Annotated in this window: 18 protein-coding genes; 10 read left to right on the top strand and 8 right to left on the bottom strand. The window is 68.2% G+C overall.

The window, feature by feature from the left end; genetic code table 11:
* Window positions 1–68: 68 nt before the first annotated feature.
* On the top strand, window positions 69–1262 hold the full coding sequence (locus HTY53_RS23150) for an MFS transporter (RefSeq protein ID WP_174108945.1): 1194 nt from the start codon (window positions 69–71) through the stop codon (window positions 1260–1262).
* A 10-nt stretch (window positions 1263–1272) separates the two neighbouring features.
* Here the strand turns inward: HTY53_RS23150 and HTY53_RS23145 are convergent, their stop codons facing one another.
* Complete coding sequence (locus HTY53_RS23145) at window positions 1273–2172, bottom strand: LysR family transcriptional regulator (protein ID WP_174108941.1); 900 nt, start codon at window positions 2170–2172, stop codon at window positions 1273–1275.
* A 106-nt stretch (window positions 2173–2278) separates the two neighbouring features.
* On the opposite strand from HTY53_RS23145, the gene HTY53_RS23140 reads away from it, so the two are divergent.
* Window positions 2279–3274, top strand: a complete 996-nt coding sequence (locus HTY53_RS23140) for a zinc-dependent alcohol dehydrogenase family protein (protein ID WP_174108944.1) — start codon at window positions 2279–2281, stop codon at window positions 3272–3274.
* A gap of 19 nt (window positions 3275–3293) precedes the next feature.
* Here the strand turns inward: HTY53_RS23140 and HTY53_RS23135 are convergent, their stop codons facing one another.
* Together HTY53_RS23135 and HTY53_RS23130 are read right to left on the bottom strand one after the other, a co-directional pair.
* Window positions 3294–3698, bottom strand: a complete 405-nt coding sequence (locus tag HTY53_RS23135) for a DUF5615 family PIN-like protein (RefSeq protein WP_174108940.1) — start codon at window positions 3696–3698, stop codon at window positions 3294–3296.
* The gene (locus HTY53_RS23130) at window positions 3695–4381 is read right to left on the bottom strand and encodes a DUF433 domain-containing protein (RefSeq protein WP_174108939.1); all 687 of its coding nucleotides are present in this window, start codon (window positions 4379–4381) and stop codon (window positions 3695–3697) included. Before HTY53_RS23130 ends, HTY53_RS23135 begins: the two co-directional genes overlap by 4 nt.
* On the opposite strand from HTY53_RS23130, the gene HTY53_RS25165 reads away from it, so the two are divergent.
* Together HTY53_RS25165 and HTY53_RS23120 are read left to right on the top strand one after the other, a co-directional pair.
* Window positions 4365–4613 (top strand): zinc-binding dehydrogenase, encoded by a 249-nt coding sequence (locus HTY53_RS25165; protein ID WP_438820986.1) that lies wholly within the window; start codon window positions 4365–4367, stop codon window positions 4611–4613. The two genes, HTY53_RS23130 and HTY53_RS25165, sit on opposite strands and share 17 nt — an antisense overlap.
* 86 nt (window positions 4614–4699) lie before the next feature.
* Window positions 4700–4990: a HigA family addiction module antitoxin gene (locus HTY53_RS23120; protein ID WP_174108938.1), complete on the top strand. Its 291-nt coding sequence runs from the start codon at window positions 4700–4702 to the stop codon at window positions 4988–4990.
* Window positions 4991–5096: 106 nt separating this feature from the next.
* Here HTY53_RS23120 and ychF read toward each other — a convergent pair whose 3' ends face one another.
* A complete protein-coding gene (ychF, locus tag HTY53_RS23115; RefSeq protein ID WP_174108937.1) occupies window positions 5097–6188 on the bottom strand; it encodes a redox-regulated ATPase YchF in 1092 nt (363 codons plus the stop codon).
* Between the two features lie 140 nt (window positions 6189–6328).
* Here ychF and HTY53_RS23110 point away from each other — a divergent pair, with 140 nt between their 5' ends.
* The 6 genes from HTY53_RS23110 to HTY53_RS23085 all read left to right on the top strand — a co-directional run bounded on the left by HTY53_RS23110 (window position 6329) and on the right by HTY53_RS23085 (window position 14550).
* A complete protein-coding gene (locus HTY53_RS23110) occupies window positions 6329–7630 on the top strand; it encodes a UbiH/UbiF family hydroxylase (protein ID WP_174108936.1) in 1302 nt (433 codons plus the stop codon).
* A 259-nt stretch (window positions 7631–7889) separates the two neighbouring features.
* On the top strand, window positions 7890–8606 hold the full coding sequence (locus tag HTY53_RS23105; RefSeq protein ID WP_174108943.1) for a DsbC family protein: 717 nt from the start codon (window positions 7890–7892) through the stop codon (window positions 8604–8606).
* Between the two features lie 26 nt (window positions 8607–8632).
* Window positions 8633–9631, top strand: coding sequence for an acrylyl-CoA reductase (NADPH) (gene acuI / locus HTY53_RS23100; protein ID WP_174108935.1), 999 nt, complete (start codon window positions 8633–8635; stop codon window positions 9629–9631).
* Window positions 9632–9720: 89 nt separating this feature from the next.
* Entirely contained in the window at window positions 9721–11577 is a 1857-nt protein-coding gene (locus HTY53_RS23095; RefSeq protein WP_174108934.1) for a M61 family metallopeptidase, read from the top strand.
* Between the two features lie 120 nt (window positions 11578–11697).
* Window positions 11698–14187, top strand: coding sequence for an FUSC family protein (locus HTY53_RS23090; RefSeq protein ID WP_174108933.1), 2490 nt, complete (start codon window positions 11698–11700; stop codon window positions 14185–14187).
* 93 nt (window positions 14188–14280) lie between these two features.
* Entirely contained in the window at window positions 14281–14550 is a 270-nt protein-coding gene (locus tag HTY53_RS23085) for an acylphosphatase (protein WP_174108932.1), read from the top strand.
* Here HTY53_RS23085 and HTY53_RS23080 read toward each other — a convergent pair whose 3' ends face one another.
* From HTY53_RS23080 to trpD, 4 genes are read right to left on the bottom strand one after another with little or no spacing between them, the layout of a single operon-like run.
* Window positions 14551–15426, bottom strand: a complete 876-nt coding sequence (locus HTY53_RS23080; protein ID WP_174108931.1) for a uracil-DNA glycosylase — start codon at window positions 15424–15426, stop codon at window positions 14551–14553. It abuts the gene before it with no gap.
* Window positions 15426–16109, bottom strand: a complete 684-nt coding sequence (locus HTY53_RS23075; protein WP_174108930.1) for a CYTH domain-containing protein — start codon at window positions 16107–16109, stop codon at window positions 15426–15428. Before HTY53_RS23075 ends, HTY53_RS23080 begins: the two co-directional genes overlap by 1 nt.
* Window positions 16110–16155: 46 nt before the next feature.
* On the bottom strand, window positions 16156–16959 hold the full coding sequence (gene trpC, locus HTY53_RS23070) for an indole-3-glycerol phosphate synthase TrpC (RefSeq protein WP_174108929.1): 804 nt from the start codon (window positions 16957–16959) through the stop codon (window positions 16156–16158).
* 15 nt (window positions 16960–16974) lie between these two features.
* The gene (gene trpD / locus HTY53_RS23065; protein WP_064576979.1) at window positions 16975–18003 is read right to left on the bottom strand and encodes an anthranilate phosphoribosyltransferase; all 1029 of its coding nucleotides are present in this window, start codon (window positions 18001–18003) and stop codon (window positions 16975–16977) included.
* Window positions 18004–18086: the final 83 nt, after the last annotated feature.

Below are 18086 nucleotides of genomic sequence, written 5' to 3'. Positions count from 1 at the left end.
GCCCTTCCCGCCCTTCCTGCGCCGGTGCCGAACCGACTGCCGCGTTCGCCGCTGCGCATCGCTGGAAAGTGCTGGGTGTCGGCGTGGCCGCCAATGTGAGCTTCATCGCCGCCGCCAACGGGCTGCCGGCCACGGCGGTATGGCTGCGCAGCGCTTACCGGCTCGATAACGGAGGGCTCGGCTTGCTGCTCGGTGCGTTGGGCGTCGGCGCGGCGCTGTCGGAATTGCCCTGGGGCGCGGCGGCCGACCGCTGGGGCGACCGCCGCGTGCTGTTGTACGGGCTCGGCGCCACAGCGCTGACGCTGGCGATCATGGCGCTGTTTCTGGCACCGGCAGCGGATCGCGTGCCGCCTTTATGGTTGGCGATGACCTGCATGGCGCTGCTCGGGCTCGCGGGCGGCAGCGTCAACGGCGCCAGCGGGCGCGCGGTGATGCGATGGTTCGCCGAGGGCGAGCGCGGCCTGGCGATGAGCATTCGCCAGACCGCCGTCCCGCTCGGCGGCGGGCTAGGGGCGCTGATACTGCCGTGGTTGGCGGTCGCGGCCGGCTTTCGCTGGGTGTACGCGCTGCTCGCGGCCTTCTGTGTGGTGTCGGTCTGGCTGACATGGAGGTGGCTGCATGAACCCCCGCAGGCCACGGAGCCCGCGACCGTGCGCCACCGTTCGCACGGCGATCGCGGCCCGCTGCGCAGCATGCGGGTCTGGCGCATCGCGGCGGCAATCGGCATTCTGTGCGCGCCGCAATTCGCCATCCTCAGCTTTGCTTCGGTATTCCTGCACGATGCCGCGCACGTCGGCATGTCTGGTATCGCCGCGACCCTCTGCGCCGTGCAGGCTGGCGCGATGGCAATGCGCATCTGGAGCGGCCGCCATACCGATCGGCGCGGCAACCGTCGTGCGTGGCTGCGTCATTGCACGATCGTCGCGGCCCTGATGTTCGTGCCGCTGGCGCTTTGCGCGGCGATGGGGACCAGTGTGCCGCCGGCGGTCACGATGGTCGCCGTCGTGCTGGCTGGCATCGCCGTGTCCGCCTGGCATGGCGTCGCCTACACCGAACTGGCGACGCAGGCCGGCGCCCAGCGTGCCGGCACGGCGCTCGGCCTGGCCAATACGCTGGTCTTTGTCGCGTACTTCGCGGCACCGTCGGCGATTCCGCAACTGCTCGATCGCAGCGGCTGGACGGGCGTCTGGCTGGTTGCCGGAGCGTGTGCGGCGATGGCGTGGCCGCTGTTTCCGCACGCCGGGCAGAACGCCCGGACCTGACCGCCCGACGCTATTCCATCCGTTTCGGCAGCTCCGCCGCCAGCGCGTCGACGGCAAGCCTGACCTTGCGGGCGAGATGCGGCGTGCGCAGCCATAGCGCATAGGCGTCGTACAGGAACGCCGGGTCGTTCGGCAACAGCTGGACCAGCGCGCCGGCCTCGATCCGTGCGCGGACGAGCCAGTAAGGCAGCCATGCGATTCCCATGCCCTCGGTGGCCGCGTCCGCGATCGCATCGAGGTCGTCCAGCCACAGTCGGCCCGCCGGATGCAGTTCGAGCGGCGGCTCTTCCTGTCGGGGAAACAGCCATGGCGCGACGGGTCCGGAGCGGCGATAGACGATCGCATCGTACTGGCGCAAGTCGTCGATCTGTCGCGGCTCGCCGTGCCGATCCAGGTAGGCGGGCGACGCGCAGACGATCATGCGCTGTCGACCCACCCGGCGCGCGACGGTGTCGGCGCGGTCTTGCAGACTGCCGGTGCGGATGGCCAGGTCGTAGCCGTCTTCAGCGAGATCGATCAGGCGGTCGCTGAAGGATAGTTCGAGCTCCAGCGCCGGATACTGCCGCGCCAGTGCAAGCAGGATCGGCATCGCGCAATGCCGGCCGAAATGCACCGGCATCGTGACTCGCAGCCTGCCGCGCGGCTCGGCCAGTTGGTCGGCGGCCAGGGCGTCGGCGGCGTCCGCCTCGGCCAGGATCAGCCGGCAGCGTTCGTAATAGGCGCGCCCGAAGTCGGTCAGGCTTTGACGGCGCGTGGTGCGGTTCAGCAGCCGGGTGCCGAGGCGCTCTTCGAGGAAGCGGACGTGTTTGCCAACCATCGGCCCGGTGATGCCGAGCGCGTCCGCCGCTGCCGCGAAGGAGCCCAGATCGACGGCTTTGACGAACACCGCCATGCTGGTCAGACGATCCATGATTCGAAAGCGCTGGTTTCTGCCGTGGTGCCAAAGAGGCGATTTATCGGTTTATTGCCGCGGATCATACTGGATTCATCGCAATTCATTTGGAGTGAATCCCGCCATGCAAACCGCTCGCGTCGTCCGTTTCCAACAAGTTGGCGGCCCTGAAGTCCTGCATATCGAAGAAGTGGAAGTGCCCGAGCCGGCGGCCGGCGAGGTTCGGATCCGCGTCAAGGCGCTCGGGCTGAATCGCGCCGAGGCGCTGCTGCGGACCGGCCGCTATATCGAAACGCCGACCTTTCCTTCCGGGCTGGGGCTCGAAGCGGCGGGCGTGATCGAATCCGTCGGCCCCGGTGTGGAAGGCTTGGCGCCCGGGGACGCCGTCAGCATCGTGCCGCCGAAGTCGATGGTTCAGTGGCCGGCCTATGGGGAGTTGGTCCGCTTTCCGGCCGAGCTCGTCGTCAAGCATCCGCCCTCGCTGAGCTGGGAAGCCGCCGCCGCGCTGTGGATGCCGTATCTGACCGCTTATGGCGCGCTGATCGATATCGCGGGGCTCGGCGAGGGCGACGTCGTGGCAATCACGGCGGCATCCAGCAGCGTGGGCTTGGCCGCGATCCAGATCGCCAATATGGTCGGCGCCATGCCGATCGCGATCACGCGATCGTCGGCGAAGCGGGCGGCCCTGCTCGACGCCGGAGCCCGGCATGTGGTCGCTTCGGAGGAGGAAGACCTCGAAGCGCGACTAAAGAAAACCGCGGGAGAGCAGGGCGTGCGCGTCGTGCTCGATGCGATCGGCGGCCCGATGTTCGAGCCCCTGACGGCAGCGATGTCGCGCGGCGGCATGCTGATCGAATACGGCGGTCTGAGCCCGTCGCCGACACCTTTCCCGCTGTTCACGGTGCTGAGCAAATCGCTGACATTGCGAGGGTATCTGGTGCACGAGACCATTGGCGATCCGGCACGGCTCGCGGCGGCGAAGGCGTTCATTCTGCGCGGGCTGGAGGAGGGCCGACTGCGGCCGACCATCGCCCGGACATTCGCGTTCGATCAGATCGTCGAGGCCCATCGGTTTCTGGAGTCGAACCAGCAGTTTGGGAAGGTGGTGGTGAGGGTTTGAAGGCCCGGCGCGACAGGCGCTAGAGGACGACATGCTCGAAGCGGCCTTTACCTGAAAGGTTGTACGGCACTCTGAACGCCGCGCCGCCCCGAATCCCGTCCGATTGTTCGATGACACGTGGCCACCAACGGACCAGGTTGCAGGCAATGTCCCAGAACCGGTGGTTGGACCAGCTCCTGTCCAGGAAAAAAACAATCAGGCCCGCTCGGCGCAGGGCTTCCCGTTCGATGCCCTTGTTCAGCTTGTCATGCGTTACCACCGACCATCCGCCTTCTCGGGATAGGCGTGCGATCCAGTCCGCGTCCGCGGTGTTCGCGGGAAAGGCGTCTCTTAGATGAGCGACCGAATGCCCATGCACCTCCGACAGCGCATGCAGGGCTCGCGCCAACGCCGGTGGAAGATTGTTGTCGACAAAGAATTTCACGCGGCGAGACGTTCTTCGAAGGCGATGGCGGCGTGCACCGCGGACAATGGCACCTCGTGCATTCTGGCGACGAAATGCCTGTCGTTCTCGGCGAGGAAGGACGCGTAAAGAACCGACGTCCTCACCTGTCCCTCCGTCACGATGGGCTTGCCAAATGCAATCTTGGGATCGAGTACGACGGCCTCGCTGCAAGCCGACGGGTACCAGCGCAGCGCGGTATCGTCCGGGGCGAAGTCGATGCCTTGATAGAGAGACGGCTCGATGATCTTCTCGAACGCGTACTGTCCTTTGATCAGGTCCAGCAAGTCGATTTCGCCCGTCTCACGGACGGCCGATGCGAAGATCGTGCGACCGTCCGTCTGAAAGCGACGCGATGTGAAGGGGTACGACAGGTTGAACAGCTGACGGGCCTTCTCGCTTGCCAGCCGGATGGTCTGCAAGCTGAGCCCGTGCTGGCGAAAAGCGCGAACGAAGCGGACCTCGAGCAGATCGTGAAAACTTATCCCGTCGATTTCCGCGCGCGATAGTTCAGGTTCCCACAGCGGACGGACCGGGACCGTGCTGCAGTCTGCCTTGCGCCGGTAGGCATAGCCATTGAGCCAGCGGCGCAAATCGCGGGCCGGAATGCCTGTCAGCCTCGAGGCTTCTTGGAAGGTATAGAGGCCGATGCCGGTAAGGTCCACGTGCGCCTCCGCCTGGTTCAGTTTTGGTGGTCGCCACGTTACCCGCGCGTGGCGAAAAATTCTACCGAAAAACGCCGCCATCGAAGTGCCACTTACGGTACGAAGGGCAACGGCTGCCTGGAGACAGCTGCGGCCCTCGATGGCCCGGATATTCGCGTTCGACCAGATCGTCGAGGCCCATCGGTTTCTCGAGTCGAACCAGCAGTTCGGGAAGGTGGTGGTGAGGGTTTGAAGAACGTTTTTCGGAAGAGATGCACAGCACGTTCGGGCAAGCTCCTTCGCTTCACACCCGTCGGCTATTCCTGAACGAGAGGCACCATGCGCATGCATACCCCCCCGCATCCTGGCCAGCTCCTGCATCAACTGTGGCTGGAACCGATGAAGCTGACCATCACCGAAGCGGCCGCCGCCTTGGACGTGTCACGCAAGACGGTGTCCGAGATCCTCAACCGCCGTGCTTCGATCACGCCCGAAATGGCGGTGCGGCTCGAAATGGCCTTCGGCAAGAGTGCGGAATCATGGCTGGCTCATCAGGCCGCGTATGACTTGTGGCAGGTCGATCAGCGGCGCGATGGACTGCATGTGAGGCGGTTGAAGCCGGTTGCGTGAGAGGCGTCGCCGACCATTCCTGCGTACCCCGAAACAAGACAGCCCGGCCAAGGCCGGGCTGTCGAGCAGGGTCGCGAAAGCGAATGTGGGAATCCGTTCGTCGTCCTCAGACGTTGAACAAGAAGTTCATCACATCCCCATCCTTGACCACATACTCCTTCCCTTCCGCCCGCATCTTGCCCGCTTCCTTGGCGCCCTGTTCGCCCTTGTAGGCGATGAAGTCCTCGTAGGCGATGGTCTGGGCGCGGATGAAGCCGCGTTCGAAGTCGGTGTGGATCACGCCGGCTGCCTTGGGGGCGGTGTCGCCGACGTGGATGGTCCAGGCGCGCACTTCCTTGACGCCCGCGGTGAAGTAGGTCTGCAAGCCCAGCAGGCTGAAGCCGGCGCGGATCACGCGGTCCAGGCCAGGTTCGTCCATGCCGAGGTCGGCCAGGAACACGGCCTTGTCCTCGTCCTCGAGATCGGCGATCTCGGCCTCGATCGCGGCGCAGACCGCGACGACCGGCGACCTGGTGGTCTCGGCGTACTTGCGCACGGCGTCCAGGTGCGGATTGTTCTCGAAGCCGTCCTCGCGCACGTTGGCCACGTACATGGTGGGCTTGGCGGTGATCAGGCAGAACGGGCGCAGCGCGTCCCACTCTTCGGGCGCCAGGTCCAGCGTGCGCACGGCCTTGGCCTGGTCGAGCACGGCCTGGGCCTTCTCGAGCACGGCGACCAGCCGCTGCGCTTCCTTGTCGCCGGCGCGGGCCGGCTTGACGTAGCGGGCCAGCGCCTTGTCGACGGTGGCGAGGTCCGCCAACGCGAGTTCGGTATTGATGACCTCGATGTCCGACAGCGGATCGACCTTGCCGGCCACGTGGATCACGTTGGGATCCTCGAAGCAGCGCACCACGTGCGTGATGGCGTCGGTTTCCCGGATATTGGCGAGGAACTGGTTGCCCAGGCCTTCGCCCTTGGACGCCCCGGCCACCAGGCCGGCGATGTCGACGAACTCGACCGTCGCCGGCACCACGCGCTCGGGTTTGACGATGTCGGCGAGGGCCTTAAGCCTCGGATCCGGCACTTCCACCACGCCGACATTGGGCTCGATGGTGCAGAACGGATAGTTTTCGGCGGCGATGCCGGCCTTGGTCAGGGCGTTGAACAGCGTGGACTTGCCGACGTTGGGCAGGCCGACGATGCCGCATTTGAGGCTCATGGTGTTCCGGGCGGTAAGCGATAGCAAAGCCGGTATTCTAGCGGATGGCCGTTCCGCCGCCCGGCCAGCCGGACGGCCCGCGCCAGGGCGCTCGCCCGCATCGCCGGTGACCCATCAAAGCCGCTGGCTATAATCGCCCCATGACCAGAGCCAGCGCGTCCACGCGGACCTCGTTTTCCCATTTCCAGATTGCCGTGGTTGGCGGCGGCATCGTCGGCAAGACTTGTGCGTTGCTGCTGGCGCAGCAGGGCATGCAGGTCGCGCTGATCGCGCCGCGGCCGGGCGATTCGTCGGCAGCCGCCTCGGTGCCCGCCTCGGCGCCGGGCCAGGACCAGTGGGACAGCCGCGTCTACGCGTTCTCCGCCAGCTCCCAGGCGCTGCTCAGCCGGCTGCGCATCTGGGAGGCGCTCGAGCCGGCGCGGATGCAGCCGGTGCGCGACATGCGCGTGTTCGGCGACGACACCGCCGCGCGCGACGATGCCGGCTTGACCGGCGATCTGCATTTTTCCGCGTATGCCGCCGCGGTGCCGGAACTGGCCTGGATCATCGAATCGAGCCATGTCGAGCGCGTGCTCGATACCGCGCTGCGCTTCCAGCATCAGGTCCATTGGTATCAGCAGGCTGCTACCGGCTTCGAGCGCGACGAGCTCGGCGTCACGCTGACGCTGGCCGACGGCGCTCGGGTGCGCGCCAACTGCGTGGTCGGCGCCGATGGCGCGCGCTCCTGGGTCCGTACCCAGTGCCATATCGGGGTCAGCACGCGGCGCTACCGGCAGTCTGGCGTGGTGGCCAACTTCGCCTGCGAGCTGCCGCATCACGCCACCGCGTGGCAGTGGTTCCTGGGCGCGCCGCCCAAGCTGCTGGCCGACGAGGAGTCGTGCAATTGCGAGATCCTGGCGATGCTGCCGCTGCCGGGCAACTACCTGTCGATGGTGTGGTCGGCCGACGAGGCCCATGCGCGCGTGTTGACGGCGCTGACGCCGGAGCAGCTGGCGCAGGCGGCGATGGACGCGGCCAGCGGCGCGGTCGGCCGCCAGTTCGGTGCGTTGCGCTGCGTGACTCCCGCGCAGGCCTTCCCGCTGGTGCTGCAGCATGCCGAATGCGTCGTGCAGCCGCATGTGGTGCTGGTCGGCGACGCCGCCCACGTGGTGCACCCGCTCGCCGGCCAGGGCATGAACCTCGGCTTGCGCGATGTCGCGGAACTTGGTCGCGTGATGGCCGCCAAAGAGTCGTTCCGCGACGAAGGCGATCTGCGCCTGCTGCGCCGCTACGAGCGCGCGCGCGCCACCGATCTGCTGTCGCTGACGGCCGCCACCGATGGCCTGCATCGGCTGTTTTCTCTGCAGGGCGGGCTGGCCAAGATGGTCCGCAATACCGGCATGCGTGCCGTCGGCGGCCAGGCGCTGCTGAAGCGGTTCCTGATCGGCCGGGCGCTTGGCTGAGCGCCGGCGCCGTCGAAGCGGACCCGCCTGCGCAGCCAACGCAACCGACGCAACGCAATCGACGCCGCCAGCGCGCTGCACGCAGCCAACGTCGCCAATGCACCGAACCCATCCGCGGCCGATCCGCCCGGTCCAACCACATCCGAGCCAACCAGAACCCGGAGTCAACATGTCGTATTTCCTCGGGCGCTCCGCCCGCCCGAACCCGCAGCACGCTAACCCGCTGCGCAACGTGCTGACCCAGCGCGCGTCCCGAGCGATGGCCGTGCTAACGCTCGCCGTGGCCACGTCCGTCTTCGCGCATCCGGCGCTGGCCGCAGGCGATCCGACCGCGGAGCGCATCAAGGCCAACGTGCAGAAGATGCTCGGCGGCCGGGCCGAGATCAAGAGCGTCGAGAAGACGCCGATCGCCGGTCTCTACGAAGTCAATATCGGCGGCCAGCTGGTCTACGCCGATGCCAGCGGCCGCTACATCCTCAATGGGGAACTGCTCGACACGCGCAGCGGCACCAATCTGACCGAGCAGCGGCTGGCCGAAGTCAATCGGATCAAATGGTCCGACCTGCCGCTGTCGCGCGCGATCAAATGGAGCAAGGGCGACGGCAGCCGCCAGGTCGCGGTGTTCTCCGATCCGAACTGCGGCTACTGCAAGCAGATCGAGCAGACTTTCCAGCAGATGGACAACATCACGGTCTACACCTTCCTGTATCCGGTGCTGTCGCCGGATTCGACCGCCAAGGCCAGGCAGGTCTGGTGCGCGGCCGATCGCACCAAGGCGTGGCGCGACTGGATGCTGTCGAAGGTGGCGCCTAGCGGTGCCGGCAACTGCAAGACGCCGCTGGAAGAGAACCTGGCGCTGGGCCACAGCCTCAATGTCACCGGGACGCCGGCGGTGTTCTTCACCGACGGCACACGCATCCCGGGCGCGGCCGACGTCGCCACGCTGGAGCGCAAGCTGTCGACCCTGAAGAAGTAAGGAACGCATAACGAGGAGACACCACCATGACCTTCCGCGCGCTGCTGCTGACCCAGACCGACGGCGACAAGCCGTCGACTCACGCCGAGATCGCGACGCTGCAGGACGAGCAGTTGCCGGCCGACGGCGACGTGCTGATCGAGATCGATTACTCGACCATCAATTACAAGGACGGCCTGGCGATCACCGGGCGCAGTCCGGTGGTGCGCAAATGGCCGATGGTGGCCGGCATCGACGGCGCGGGCACCGTGCTGGAGTCGTCCCATCCGCGCTGGCGTGCCGGCGACAAGGTGGTGCTGAACGGCTACGGCGTCGGCGAGACGCACTGGGGCTGCCTGGCGCAGCGCGCGCGCCTGAAGGGCGATTGGCTGGTGCGGCTGCCCGAGTCGCTGACGACGAAGCAGGCGATGGCGATCGGCACCGCGGGCTATACCGCGATGCTGTCGGTGCTGGCGCTCGAAGCCTCGGGCGTGCGGCCGGAACAGGGCGAGGTGCTGGTGACCGGCGCCTCGGGCGGCGTGGGCACTGTCGCGATCGCGCTGTTGGGCAAGCTCGGTTATCGCGTGGTGGCCTCGACCGGCAAGGCGCGCGAAGCGGACTTCCTGAAGGCGCTTGGCGCGGCCGACGTCATCGATCGCGCCGAATTGTCTGCCCCTGGCAAGCCGCTGCAGAAGGAACGCTGGGCAGCGGTGGTCGACGCGGTCGGTTCGCATACGCTGGTCAATGCCATTGCGCAGGTCCGCTACGGCGGCGTGGTCACCGCCTGCGGACTGGCTCAAGGGATGGACTTCCCCGGCTCGGTGGCGCCGTTCATCCTGCGCGGCGTGACGCTGCACGGCATCGACAGCGTGATGGCGCCGATGGCGCGCCGCGAGCAGGCGTGGGCGCGACTCGCGCAGGACCTCGAACCGGACCGGCTGTCGGCGATCACGCAGGAGATCGGTCTGGCCGAGGCGATCGAAGCGGGACAGCGCATCATCGCGGGCGGGGTGCGCGGACGGGTGGTGGTCGACGTCAATCGCTGATGTCGAAGGCGGCGCGGCGCGCAGGGGCGACACCGCGTGGCACCGACCCGGCGCCGGGCCCACGTGCCCGTGACGCTACAATCGTGGCCATGAAGCCGATCCACTACGCCATTGCCCCGCTTCAGCCCGAAGCGCATCTGTTCGCGGTCACCGTCACGGTGGACGATCCCGATCCCGCCGGCCAACGTTTCTTCCTGCCGGCGTGGATTCCCGGCAGTTACATGATTCGCGAGTTCGCACGGAACATCGTGCGGATCCGCGCGGATGCGGGCGACGGGGCCAACCGCCAGCCGGTCGCGCTGACCAAGCTCGACAAGCACACGTGGCAGGCCGAGCCGTTCGACCCCGCGCGCGGGCCGCTGACGCTGTCATACGAGGTCTACGCCTGGGATCTGTCGGTACGCGCGGCGCATCTGGATCGGACGCACGGCTTCTTCAACGGGACCTCGGTGTTCCTGTGCGTCGACGGCAAGGCCGACCGGCCCTGCACCGTCGACATCCATCCGCCGCAGGGCGACGAATATCGCAACTGGCGCGTGGCCACGGCATTGCCCGAAGCGCCGGGCCGCGGCGGTGCCAGGCGCTACGGCTTCGGCCGTTACCGTGCCGCCGACTACGACGAGCTGATCGACCATCCGGTCGAGATGGGCGAGTTCACGATGGGCACGTTCAAGGCCTGCGGCGCCCAGCACGACGTCGTCTTCACCGGCCGCGTGCCGCAGCTTGACCTCGAGCGCGTCTGCCGCGACCTGAAGCGCATTTGCGAGGCGCAGATCCGGCTGTTCGAGCCGCGCAGCGAGCGCGCGCCGTTCTTCGACAGCAATCGCCGCTATGTGTTCATGACGATGGTCACCGGCGACGGCTATGGCGGGCTCGAGCATCGCGCCAGCACCGCGCTGATGTGTGCGCGCGGCGATCTGCCGGTGCGCGGCAATCCCGAAAGCAGCGAGGGCTATCGGGGCTTCCTCGGCCTGTGCAGCCACGAGTATTTCCATACCTGGAACGTCAAGCGCATCAAGCCGGCGGCCTTCGTGCCGTACCGGCTGCAGGCCGAAACGCATACGCCGCTGCTGTGGCTGTTCGAGGGCTTCACCAGCTATTACGACGATCTGATGCTGGTGCGCAGCGGCTGCATCACGGAGCAGCAATACGTCGAGCTGCTGGCCAAGACCTGGAACGGCGTGCTGCGCGGCAGCGGCCGCACCAAGCAGAGCGTGGCCGACAGCTCCTTCGATGCCTGGACCAAGTACTACCGGCAGGACGAGAACGCGCCCAATGCGATCGTCAGCTACTACACCAAGGGCTCGCTGATCGGTCTGGCGCTGGACCTGACCATTCGCAGCCGTACCAATGGCCGGCGCTCGCTCGACGACGTGATGCGGATGCTGTGGCGCCGCTATGGACGCGATTTCTATGCGCCCGGCGCGGTCCAGCGCGGCGTCACCGAGGACGAGGTGCATGCGCTGATCGACGAGGTGGCCGGCGTACGCGTGTCCCCGCAGCTGCGTGCCTGGACCGAGGGCACCGGCGAGCTGCCGCTGCCGGCGCTGTTCAGGTCCTTCGGCATCCGCGCCGAAGCGCGCAAGCCGACGCGAGCCGCCGCGCTGGGCATCAAGACCCGGAGCGAGGACGGCTGGGTGCGCGTCACGCAGGTGCTCGATGGCGGCGCGGCGCAGGCGGCCGGCTGGTCGGCCGGCGATCTGCTGGCCGCGGTGGACGGGCTGCGCGTCACGCCCAACGGGGCGGGGCAGCTCGACAAGCTGCTGGCGCGCTATCGCGCCGGCGACACCGTGCCTTGCCACCTGTTCCGCCGCGACGAACTGCACGTGCTGCCGGTCACCTTCGCGCCGGAGCCGGCGACGGAATATCGGCTGCAGCTGGACGAAGGCGATGATCGGCGCCAGCGCGGCCGGCATCCATTGCGCGCGCGCTGGCTGGGCCAGTAAGCTGCCGGCCCAGCCGCCAGCCGCCAGCCGCCAGCCGCCAGCCGCCAGCCGCCAGCCGCCAGCCGCCAGCCGTAGCTCCTCCACCGCAGTTCATCCGCAGTCGCCGCCCGCCGCGCCCGCATGCAATACGCCCACGATCCTCGCACCTTCGTTTTCTCGCACTACGTCTATCGTGGCCTGCGCTCGGCGACCGGCGTCATCGGCGCGACGCTGATCGCGCTGCAACTGGCCGACCTGCCGACCGCGATGGTGGTGTCGATGGGCGCGCTGTGCACCAGCCTGATGGACCTGCCCAGCCCGGTGAACCACAAGTTCAACGAGATGCTGGCCAGCGTGCTGCTGTGCACGGCGGTCACGCTGATCGTCGCGCTGGTCACGCCGTTCCCGCGCGTGCTGCCGGTGGTGCTGGTGCTGGTCACCTTCCTGGCCGGCATGATGACGGTCTACGGCAACAAGACGATGCCGTTGCAGTTTTCGACGCTGTTCGTGATGACGCTGACCTTGAGCGAGGACTTCGTCGTGCGGCGTGCGATCGAGCACGCGCTGCTGTTCGGCGCCGGCGCCGCGGCGTACATGGCGTACGCGATGGCGGTCAGCTGGCTGATGGAGCGCCGCACCAAGCAGCAGATCCTGGCCGAGTCGCTGTACGAGCTGGCGGCCTACCTCGAGATCAAGGCCGGCTTTTACGATGCCGGCAACGACTACGACGAGCAGTTCAACGAGCTGGTGCGGCAGCAGATCATCGTCGCGGAGCGCCAGCAGGCGGCGCGGGATCTGGTGCTGCGCGGCAACCGCACCCCGCACGACGGGCTGCTGGTGCAGGTCCATCTGCGGATGCTGGACCTGTACGAATACATCCTGTCGACCAATACCGACTACCCGCTGCTGCGCCAGACCTTCGCCGGCACGCCGGTGCTCGACGCGCTGCGCCGGCTGATCCGGCTGATGTGCCAGGACGTCGAGGCGATCGCCTACGACGTGACGCGCGGCCGGCCCTCGTATGCCGAGGTCGATTATCGCGAGGCGCTGCGCGCGGTCGCCGACGAGATCGAGATGCTGCGGCACCACCATATCGATCCGGCGGCGATGACCGCGCTGGGCGAGACGCTGGACATGATCAAGGGCGCGATCGCGCTGGTCGAGCAGCTGCACGTGGCCTCCCGCACGCCGGTCGAACCGCGCCAGGTGCTGCCTGGCCCCGACATGACCCCGTTTCTGACGCGCCAGCGCTATGAATGGCGCGTGCTGCGCGACAACCTGCACTGGCGCGCGCCGGTGTTCCGCTTCTCGTTGCGCGTCACGATGGCGGTGGCGGCGGGGCTGGTCGTGGCCGGCTATCTGCCCTACGCCTCGCACAGCTACTGGATTCTGCTGACCATCGTCGTCATCCTGAAGCCGAACTTCAGCATGACCAAGCAGCGCTACAACGACCGTCTGATCGGCACGCTGATCGGCTGCATCATCGCGCTGGCGATCCTGCGCGTGGTGCACGAGCCGCTGGTGCTGCTGGCGGTGCTGTTCGTCTCGCTGGTGGCCAGCGCGACCTTCGTCACGATCAAATACCGCTACACCGCAATCGCGGCCTGCGTGCAGGTGCTGGTGCAGATCAACCTGCTGATGCCCGGTTCGACGGTGGTCGGCGAGCGGCTGGTCGATACGGTGATCGGGGGCGTGATCGCCTCGATCTTCAGCTTCGTGCTGCCGAGCTGGGAATATCGCGCGATTCCGGCGCTGGTCGAGAACGTGCTGAACGCCAACCGCCGCTATATCGCCGCTACGCGCGACCTGCTGCTGGGCCTGACACGCGACGACTTCGCCTATCGGGTCGAGCGCAAGCAGTTCATGGACAGCCTGTCGGCGCTGATCGGCTCGTTCCAGCGCATGCTCGACGAACCGAAGAGCCGGCACCGCGCGGTCGACAACCTGAACCGCTTCATCGTGCAGAACTATCTGGTCGCGGCCCATGTCGCGGCGGCCCGGATCCAGGTGCGTCAGCATGCCGACGAGCTGGACCTGCCGGCCGCCCGCGCCGCGATCGAGGAGGCCACCGAGGCCGCGACGCGCAGCCTGCGGCTCGCCAGCGAGCGGCTGCTCGAAGGCGACCGCGGCGAGGGCAGGGGAGCCGGTTTCATCCGCCGGCGGGCGCCGGCGCCGGAGGCGGAGCCAGTGCCGGCTTCGGCCACCAGGGCGGGTCAGGGCGCTGCCGCGACGATCCAGGCGGACGGGGCCGTGGCCGCCGAGACAGCCGAGACAGCCGAGGCGCCCGCGACAGCCGAGCCAGAAGGCGGGCATGCCGACGCCAACAAGGCGGCGCAGGCCGAAGTCGACAACGAGCCCGCGCAAGCCACCGTGGCTGCCGAAGCGGCCGCCGATGCCGCGCTCGCCGATGCCACCGAACGCCGCGCGCGGCTGGCCGATTCGGCCGACCGCTGGCATACGGAAACGCTGGTGCAGACGGCCGGCGCACCAGAACCGGGCGGCACCGCCAGCTCGACCGGCCGCGCCGCCAATGCCGTGCTGGAACGGCGGCTGCGGGCACTGCGGGCGGACGCCGCCAAGATCGCGCTGCGCACCGGCGCGATCGGCCGCGCGATCCGCCAGCGCGCCTAGGGATCGATCCGCACTGCGCGGGGGTGGTCATGCCTGCGTCATCGCACTAGTCTACGGTTGTACGGATGTGCGGACTCGCAAGGAGGAACGGCGATGGAAACCTGGCACATGGTGGCGCACGGCAAGGTGCAGGGAGTCGGCTATCGCGCGGCCTGCGAGGATCTGGCGATCCAGCTGGGCCTGGGCGGCTGGGTGCGCAACCGCGACGATGGCACGGTCGAGGTGATGGCCTACGGACCACCGGAGCGGCTGGCCCAGTTGCGCGAATGGATGGAGCAGGGTCCGCCGGGAGCAACGGTCGAAAAGCTGGAGGTCGAGCCCGGCGAGGGCGAGTTCGAGCTGTTCGAGTGGCGCTCGACGTAGTCACGGCCGAACCTGGTGCGCGCTCCAGTCGATCGGTTCGCGCTGGTGCTCGACCAGCCAGTCGTTGGCGAGGCGGAAATGTCCGCACCCCAGAAAGCCGCGATGCGCCGACAGCGGCGAGGGGTGCGGTGCCTCCAGGATGCAGTGCTCGCCGGTCAGCAGGTCCTTCTTGGCCTGCGCATGGCTGCCCCACAGCAAAAACACCAGATGCGTCTGGCTGGCGGCCAGCGCCGCGATCAGGCAGTCGGTGACCGCTTCCCAGCCGCGTTTGGCGTGGCTCGCGGCCTGCCCTTGTTCGACCGTCAGCACAGTATTGAGCAGCAGCACGCCCTGGCGCGCCCAGCCTTCGAGATTGCCTGAGGCGGTGGGCCGCGCCACCGCCGGATCGCCGTATTCGGCTGCAATCTCCTTGAAGATGTTGCGCAGGCTCGGCGGCACCCGCACGCCGTCCGGCACCGAGAAGGCCAGTCCGTGCGCCTGCGGCACCTCGACGCCGTCGACCACGCCGACGCCGTGGTACGGGTCCTGACCGAGGATCACGACCTTGACCGCCTCGGGCGGTGTCAGATGCAGCGCGTGGAAGACGTCGCGCGGGAACACCGGCTTGCCGGCGGCGCGCTCGCCGTCGACGAAGCTGGCGAGCCGCTGCCATGCCGGCGTGGCCAGGCAAGGCGCCAGCAGCGCGCGCCAGGCGGGCGGCAGGGCCTCGGCCTGCGCCGCCAGCGGGGTCCATTGCGGCTGCTGCGGCGCGCGGGCGGCAGTCGCGGCATCGGTCGACGCCCTGGCTCGCACTCCGGCCCCGGATACCTCCTCCACGTCGGCAAACAGCTGGCCTTGACCCGTATCGCCGGCGGGTCGGCTCGGACGGCGGCCCATCACGCCGCTCCCGCCGGCGAGCCGGCCTGCCCGGCCAGCGCATAGCCGCGCGCGGCCTTGCTGCGATCCGACGGCGTCAGTGCGGCGACCGTGCCAAGCCGCTCGCCGAGCGCGCGCAGCGTCGCGGCCGCTTGCGACGCGTCGCCGGACAGCCATTCGAGTTCGAGTTCGTGGATGGTCTCGCGCGCGGACGTGCGCGTGGTGCCGTCCTGCGTCAGGGCGGCGATGTCGCCGGTGTCCAGCGCCGCTTCGACTTCCGCCTCGATCTGCCCCTCACTACCGCCCGTCAACGGACAGCGCAGCCGCCAGGTCCGCCGCACGAAATCGGTGCGGAACACCGGTTGCAGCCGGCCCGCCAGCGGGTCGAGCAGCGCGCGCGCCTCGGCGGGCAGCCGCGCCGGCTCCAGGGCTTCGCCCGCGACCTCGGTCTCCCATTCGTTGCGCGTGGCCAGCCCGGCCTCGCTGCGTCCCGCCGTCTTCAGCGTCTGCAGCCAGCGGGCGCCGTCGCGGCGCAGCCGCAGCGCGGCGCGTGCCTGCGCCAGCTCGTGGGCCGGCGTGTCGAAATAGACGTTGAGCAGATGCGATTCGCCGACCGCCTGTGCATTGGCGTCGAGCCAGGCGATCAGCGCGGCCGCGGCGGCCGCATCGGGCACGGCCAGTTTCAGTTCGATTTCCTGAGCCATCGGAGCGGTCTGGGCGCGGGTAGTAGGTGGGCGGGAGCCGAGGGCCTCAGGCGAACAGCCGGGCCAGTTCGGCGCCCGGGTCTTCGGCGCGCATGAACGCTTCGCCGACCAGGAACGCGTGCACATTGGCCTCGCGCATCCGTGCCACGTCATCCGGTCCGAGAATGCCGGACTCGGTGACCACCAGCCGGTCCGCCGGCATCGCCGGCAGCAGGTCCAGCGTGTTCTGCAGCGAGACCTCGAACGTGCGCAGATTGCGGTTGTTGACGCCGACCAGCGGCGTCTTCAGCCGCAGCGCCGCTTCCAGCTCCGCGCCGTCGTGGACCTCGACCAGCACGTCCATGCCCAGCTCGTGCGCGCAGGCCTCGAGTTCGGCCATCAGGCCGGGATCGAGCGCGGCGACGATCAGCAGGATCGCATCGGCGCCCCAGGTACGGGCCTCGTACACCTGGTACAGGTCCACCATGAAGTCCTTGCGCAGCGCCGGCAGCGGGCAGGCGCCGCGGGCTCGCCGCAGGTAATCGGCATGGCCCTGGAAAAAGCGCTCGTCGGTCAGCACCGACAGGCAGGCCGCGCCGTGGACGGCATAGCTTTCGGCGATCGCCTCGGGCACGAAATGCTCGCGCAGCACGCCCTTGGACGGCGACGCTTTCTTGATCTCGGCGATCACGCCGGCCTGGCCGGCTTCGATCTTCGCGCGCAGCGCCGCGCCGAATCCGCGCGGCGCGAGGCCGGCTTCATCGCGCAGGCTTTCCGCTTCGGCGCGCAGGCTGGGCAAATCGCGGCGCTTGCGCGCGGCGCTGACTTCGTCGGCCTTGACGGCCAGGATCTTCTGCAGGATGTCGGACATGCTTGCTTGCCTCGATTACTGGAACTGGCGCGTGGCCTGCACGAACTCGTCGAGCTTGGCGCGCGCCGCGCCGCTGGCGATCGCCTCGCGCGCACGGGCGATGCCGTCCTCGATCGACGACGCGACATTGGCCGCGTACAGCGCGGTGCCGGCGTTCAGCGACACGATCTCGCGCGGGGTGCCCGGCACGTTGGACAGCGCCTCGAGCAGCATCTCCTTCGATTCGGCGGCGTCCGCCACCTTCAGGCCGCGGTTCGAGATCATCGACAGGCCGAAGTCCTCCGGATGGATCTCGTACTCGCGCACCTCGCCGTCCTTCAGTTCGCCCACCAGCGTGGCGGCGCCCAGCGACACCTCGTCCATGCCGTCCTTGCCGTAGACCACCAGCGCATGGCGCGCGCCCAGGCGCTGCATCACGCGCACCTGGATGCCGACCAGGTCGGGATGGAACACGCCCATCAGGATATTGGGGGCGTCGGCCGGATTGGTCAGCGGGCCGAGGATGTTGAAGATCGTGCGGACGCCCATTTCCTTGCGGATCGGCGCGACGTTTTTCATCGCCGGGTGGTGGGTCGGCGCGAACATGAAGCCGATGCCGGTCTGCGCGATGCACTGCCCGACCTGCTCGGGCGTCAGCATGATGTTGACGCCGAGCGCCTCCAGCACGTCGGCGCTGCCCGACTTCGAGCTGACGCCGCGGTTGCCGTGCTTGGCGATGCGGGCACCGGCCGCGGCGGCGACGAACATCGACGCGGTCGAGATATTGAAGGTATGCGAGCCGTCGCCGCCGGTGCCGACGATGTCGACGAAATGCTCGCGCTCGGACACCGTGACCTTGTTGGCGAATTCGCGCATCACCTGCGCGGCGGCGGTGATCTCGCCGATGGTCTCTTTCTTGACGCGCAGGCCGGTCAGGATCGCGGCGGCCATCACCGGCGAGATCTGCGCCTGCATGATCTGCCGCATCAGATGCAGCATCTCGTCGTGGAAGATTTCGCGGTGTTCGATGCAGCGCGTCAGCGCTTCCTGGGGCGTGATGGGCATGGCGGTCTCGCAGGCGTGGGGTTCGTTCGATCGGGCGCGTGAGGGAGCAGGGGCAGGGGCGAGGGCAGGCGCGAGGGGGGCAT

Origin of the sequence: Cupriavidus gilardii, assembly GCF_013314895.1 — a bacterium.
Lineage (GTDB): Bacteria > Pseudomonadota > Gammaproteobacteria > Burkholderiales > Burkholderiaceae > Cupriavidus > Cupriavidus gilardii_C.
The sequence above is the reverse complement of the archived record's forward strand: the minus strand, read 5'-3'. Positions and strand labels throughout refer to the sequence as shown.

Bases quoted from the DNA above. Each gene is read 5' to 3' on its own strand.
- HTY53_RS23105 (WP_174108943.1), top strand. From the start codon at position 7,890: ATGGCCGTGCTAACGCTCGCCGTGGCCACGTCCGTCTTCGCGCATCCG.
- HTY53_RS23145 (WP_174108941.1), bottom strand. From the start codon at position 2,172: ATGGATCGTCTGACCAGCATGGCGGTGTTCGTCAAAGCCGTCGATCTG.
- HTY53_RS25165 (WP_438820986.1), top strand. From the start codon at position 4,365: ATGCCGGTAAGGTCCACGTGCGCCTCCGCCTGGTTCAGTTTTGGTGGT.
- trpD (WP_064576979.1), bottom strand. From the start codon at position 18,003: ATGCCCATCACGCCCCAGGAAGCGCTGACGCGCTGCATCGAACACCGC.
- HTY53_RS23075 (WP_174108930.1), bottom strand. From the start codon at position 16,109: ATGGCTCAGGAAATCGAACTGAAACTGGCCGTGCCCGATGCGGCCGCC.
- HTY53_RS23110 (WP_174108936.1), top strand. From the start codon at position 6,329: ATGACCAGAGCCAGCGCGTCCACGCGGACCTCGTTTTCCCATTTCCAG.
- HTY53_RS23090 (WP_174108933.1), top strand. From the start codon at position 11,698: ATGCAATACGCCCACGATCCTCGCACCTTCGTTTTCTCGCACTACGTC.
- HTY53_RS23120 (WP_174108938.1), top strand. From the start codon at position 4,700: ATGCGCATGCATACCCCCCCGCATCCTGGCCAGCTCCTGCATCAACTG.
- acuI (WP_174108935.1), top strand. From the start codon at position 8,633: ATGACCTTCCGCGCGCTGCTGCTGACCCAGACCGACGGCGACAAGCCG.
- HTY53_RS23140 (WP_174108944.1), top strand. From the start codon at position 2,279: ATGCAAACCGCTCGCGTCGTCCGTTTCCAACAAGTTGGCGGCCCTGAA.
- HTY53_RS23085 (WP_174108932.1), top strand. From the start codon at position 14,281: ATGGAAACCTGGCACATGGTGGCGCACGGCAAGGTGCAGGGAGTCGGC.
- HTY53_RS23080 (WP_174108931.1), bottom strand. From the start codon at position 15,426: ATGGGCCGCCGTCCGAGCCGACCCGCCGGCGATACGGGTCAAGGCCAG.
- trpC (WP_174108929.1), bottom strand. From the start codon at position 16,959: ATGTCCGACATCCTGCAGAAGATCCTGGCCGTCAAGGCCGACGAAGTC.
- HTY53_RS23095 (WP_174108934.1), top strand. From the start codon at position 9,721: ATGAAGCCGATCCACTACGCCATTGCCCCGCTTCAGCCCGAAGCGCAT.
- ychF (WP_174108937.1), bottom strand. From the start codon at position 6,188: ATGAGCCTCAAATGCGGCATCGTCGGCCTGCCCAACGTCGGCAAGTCC.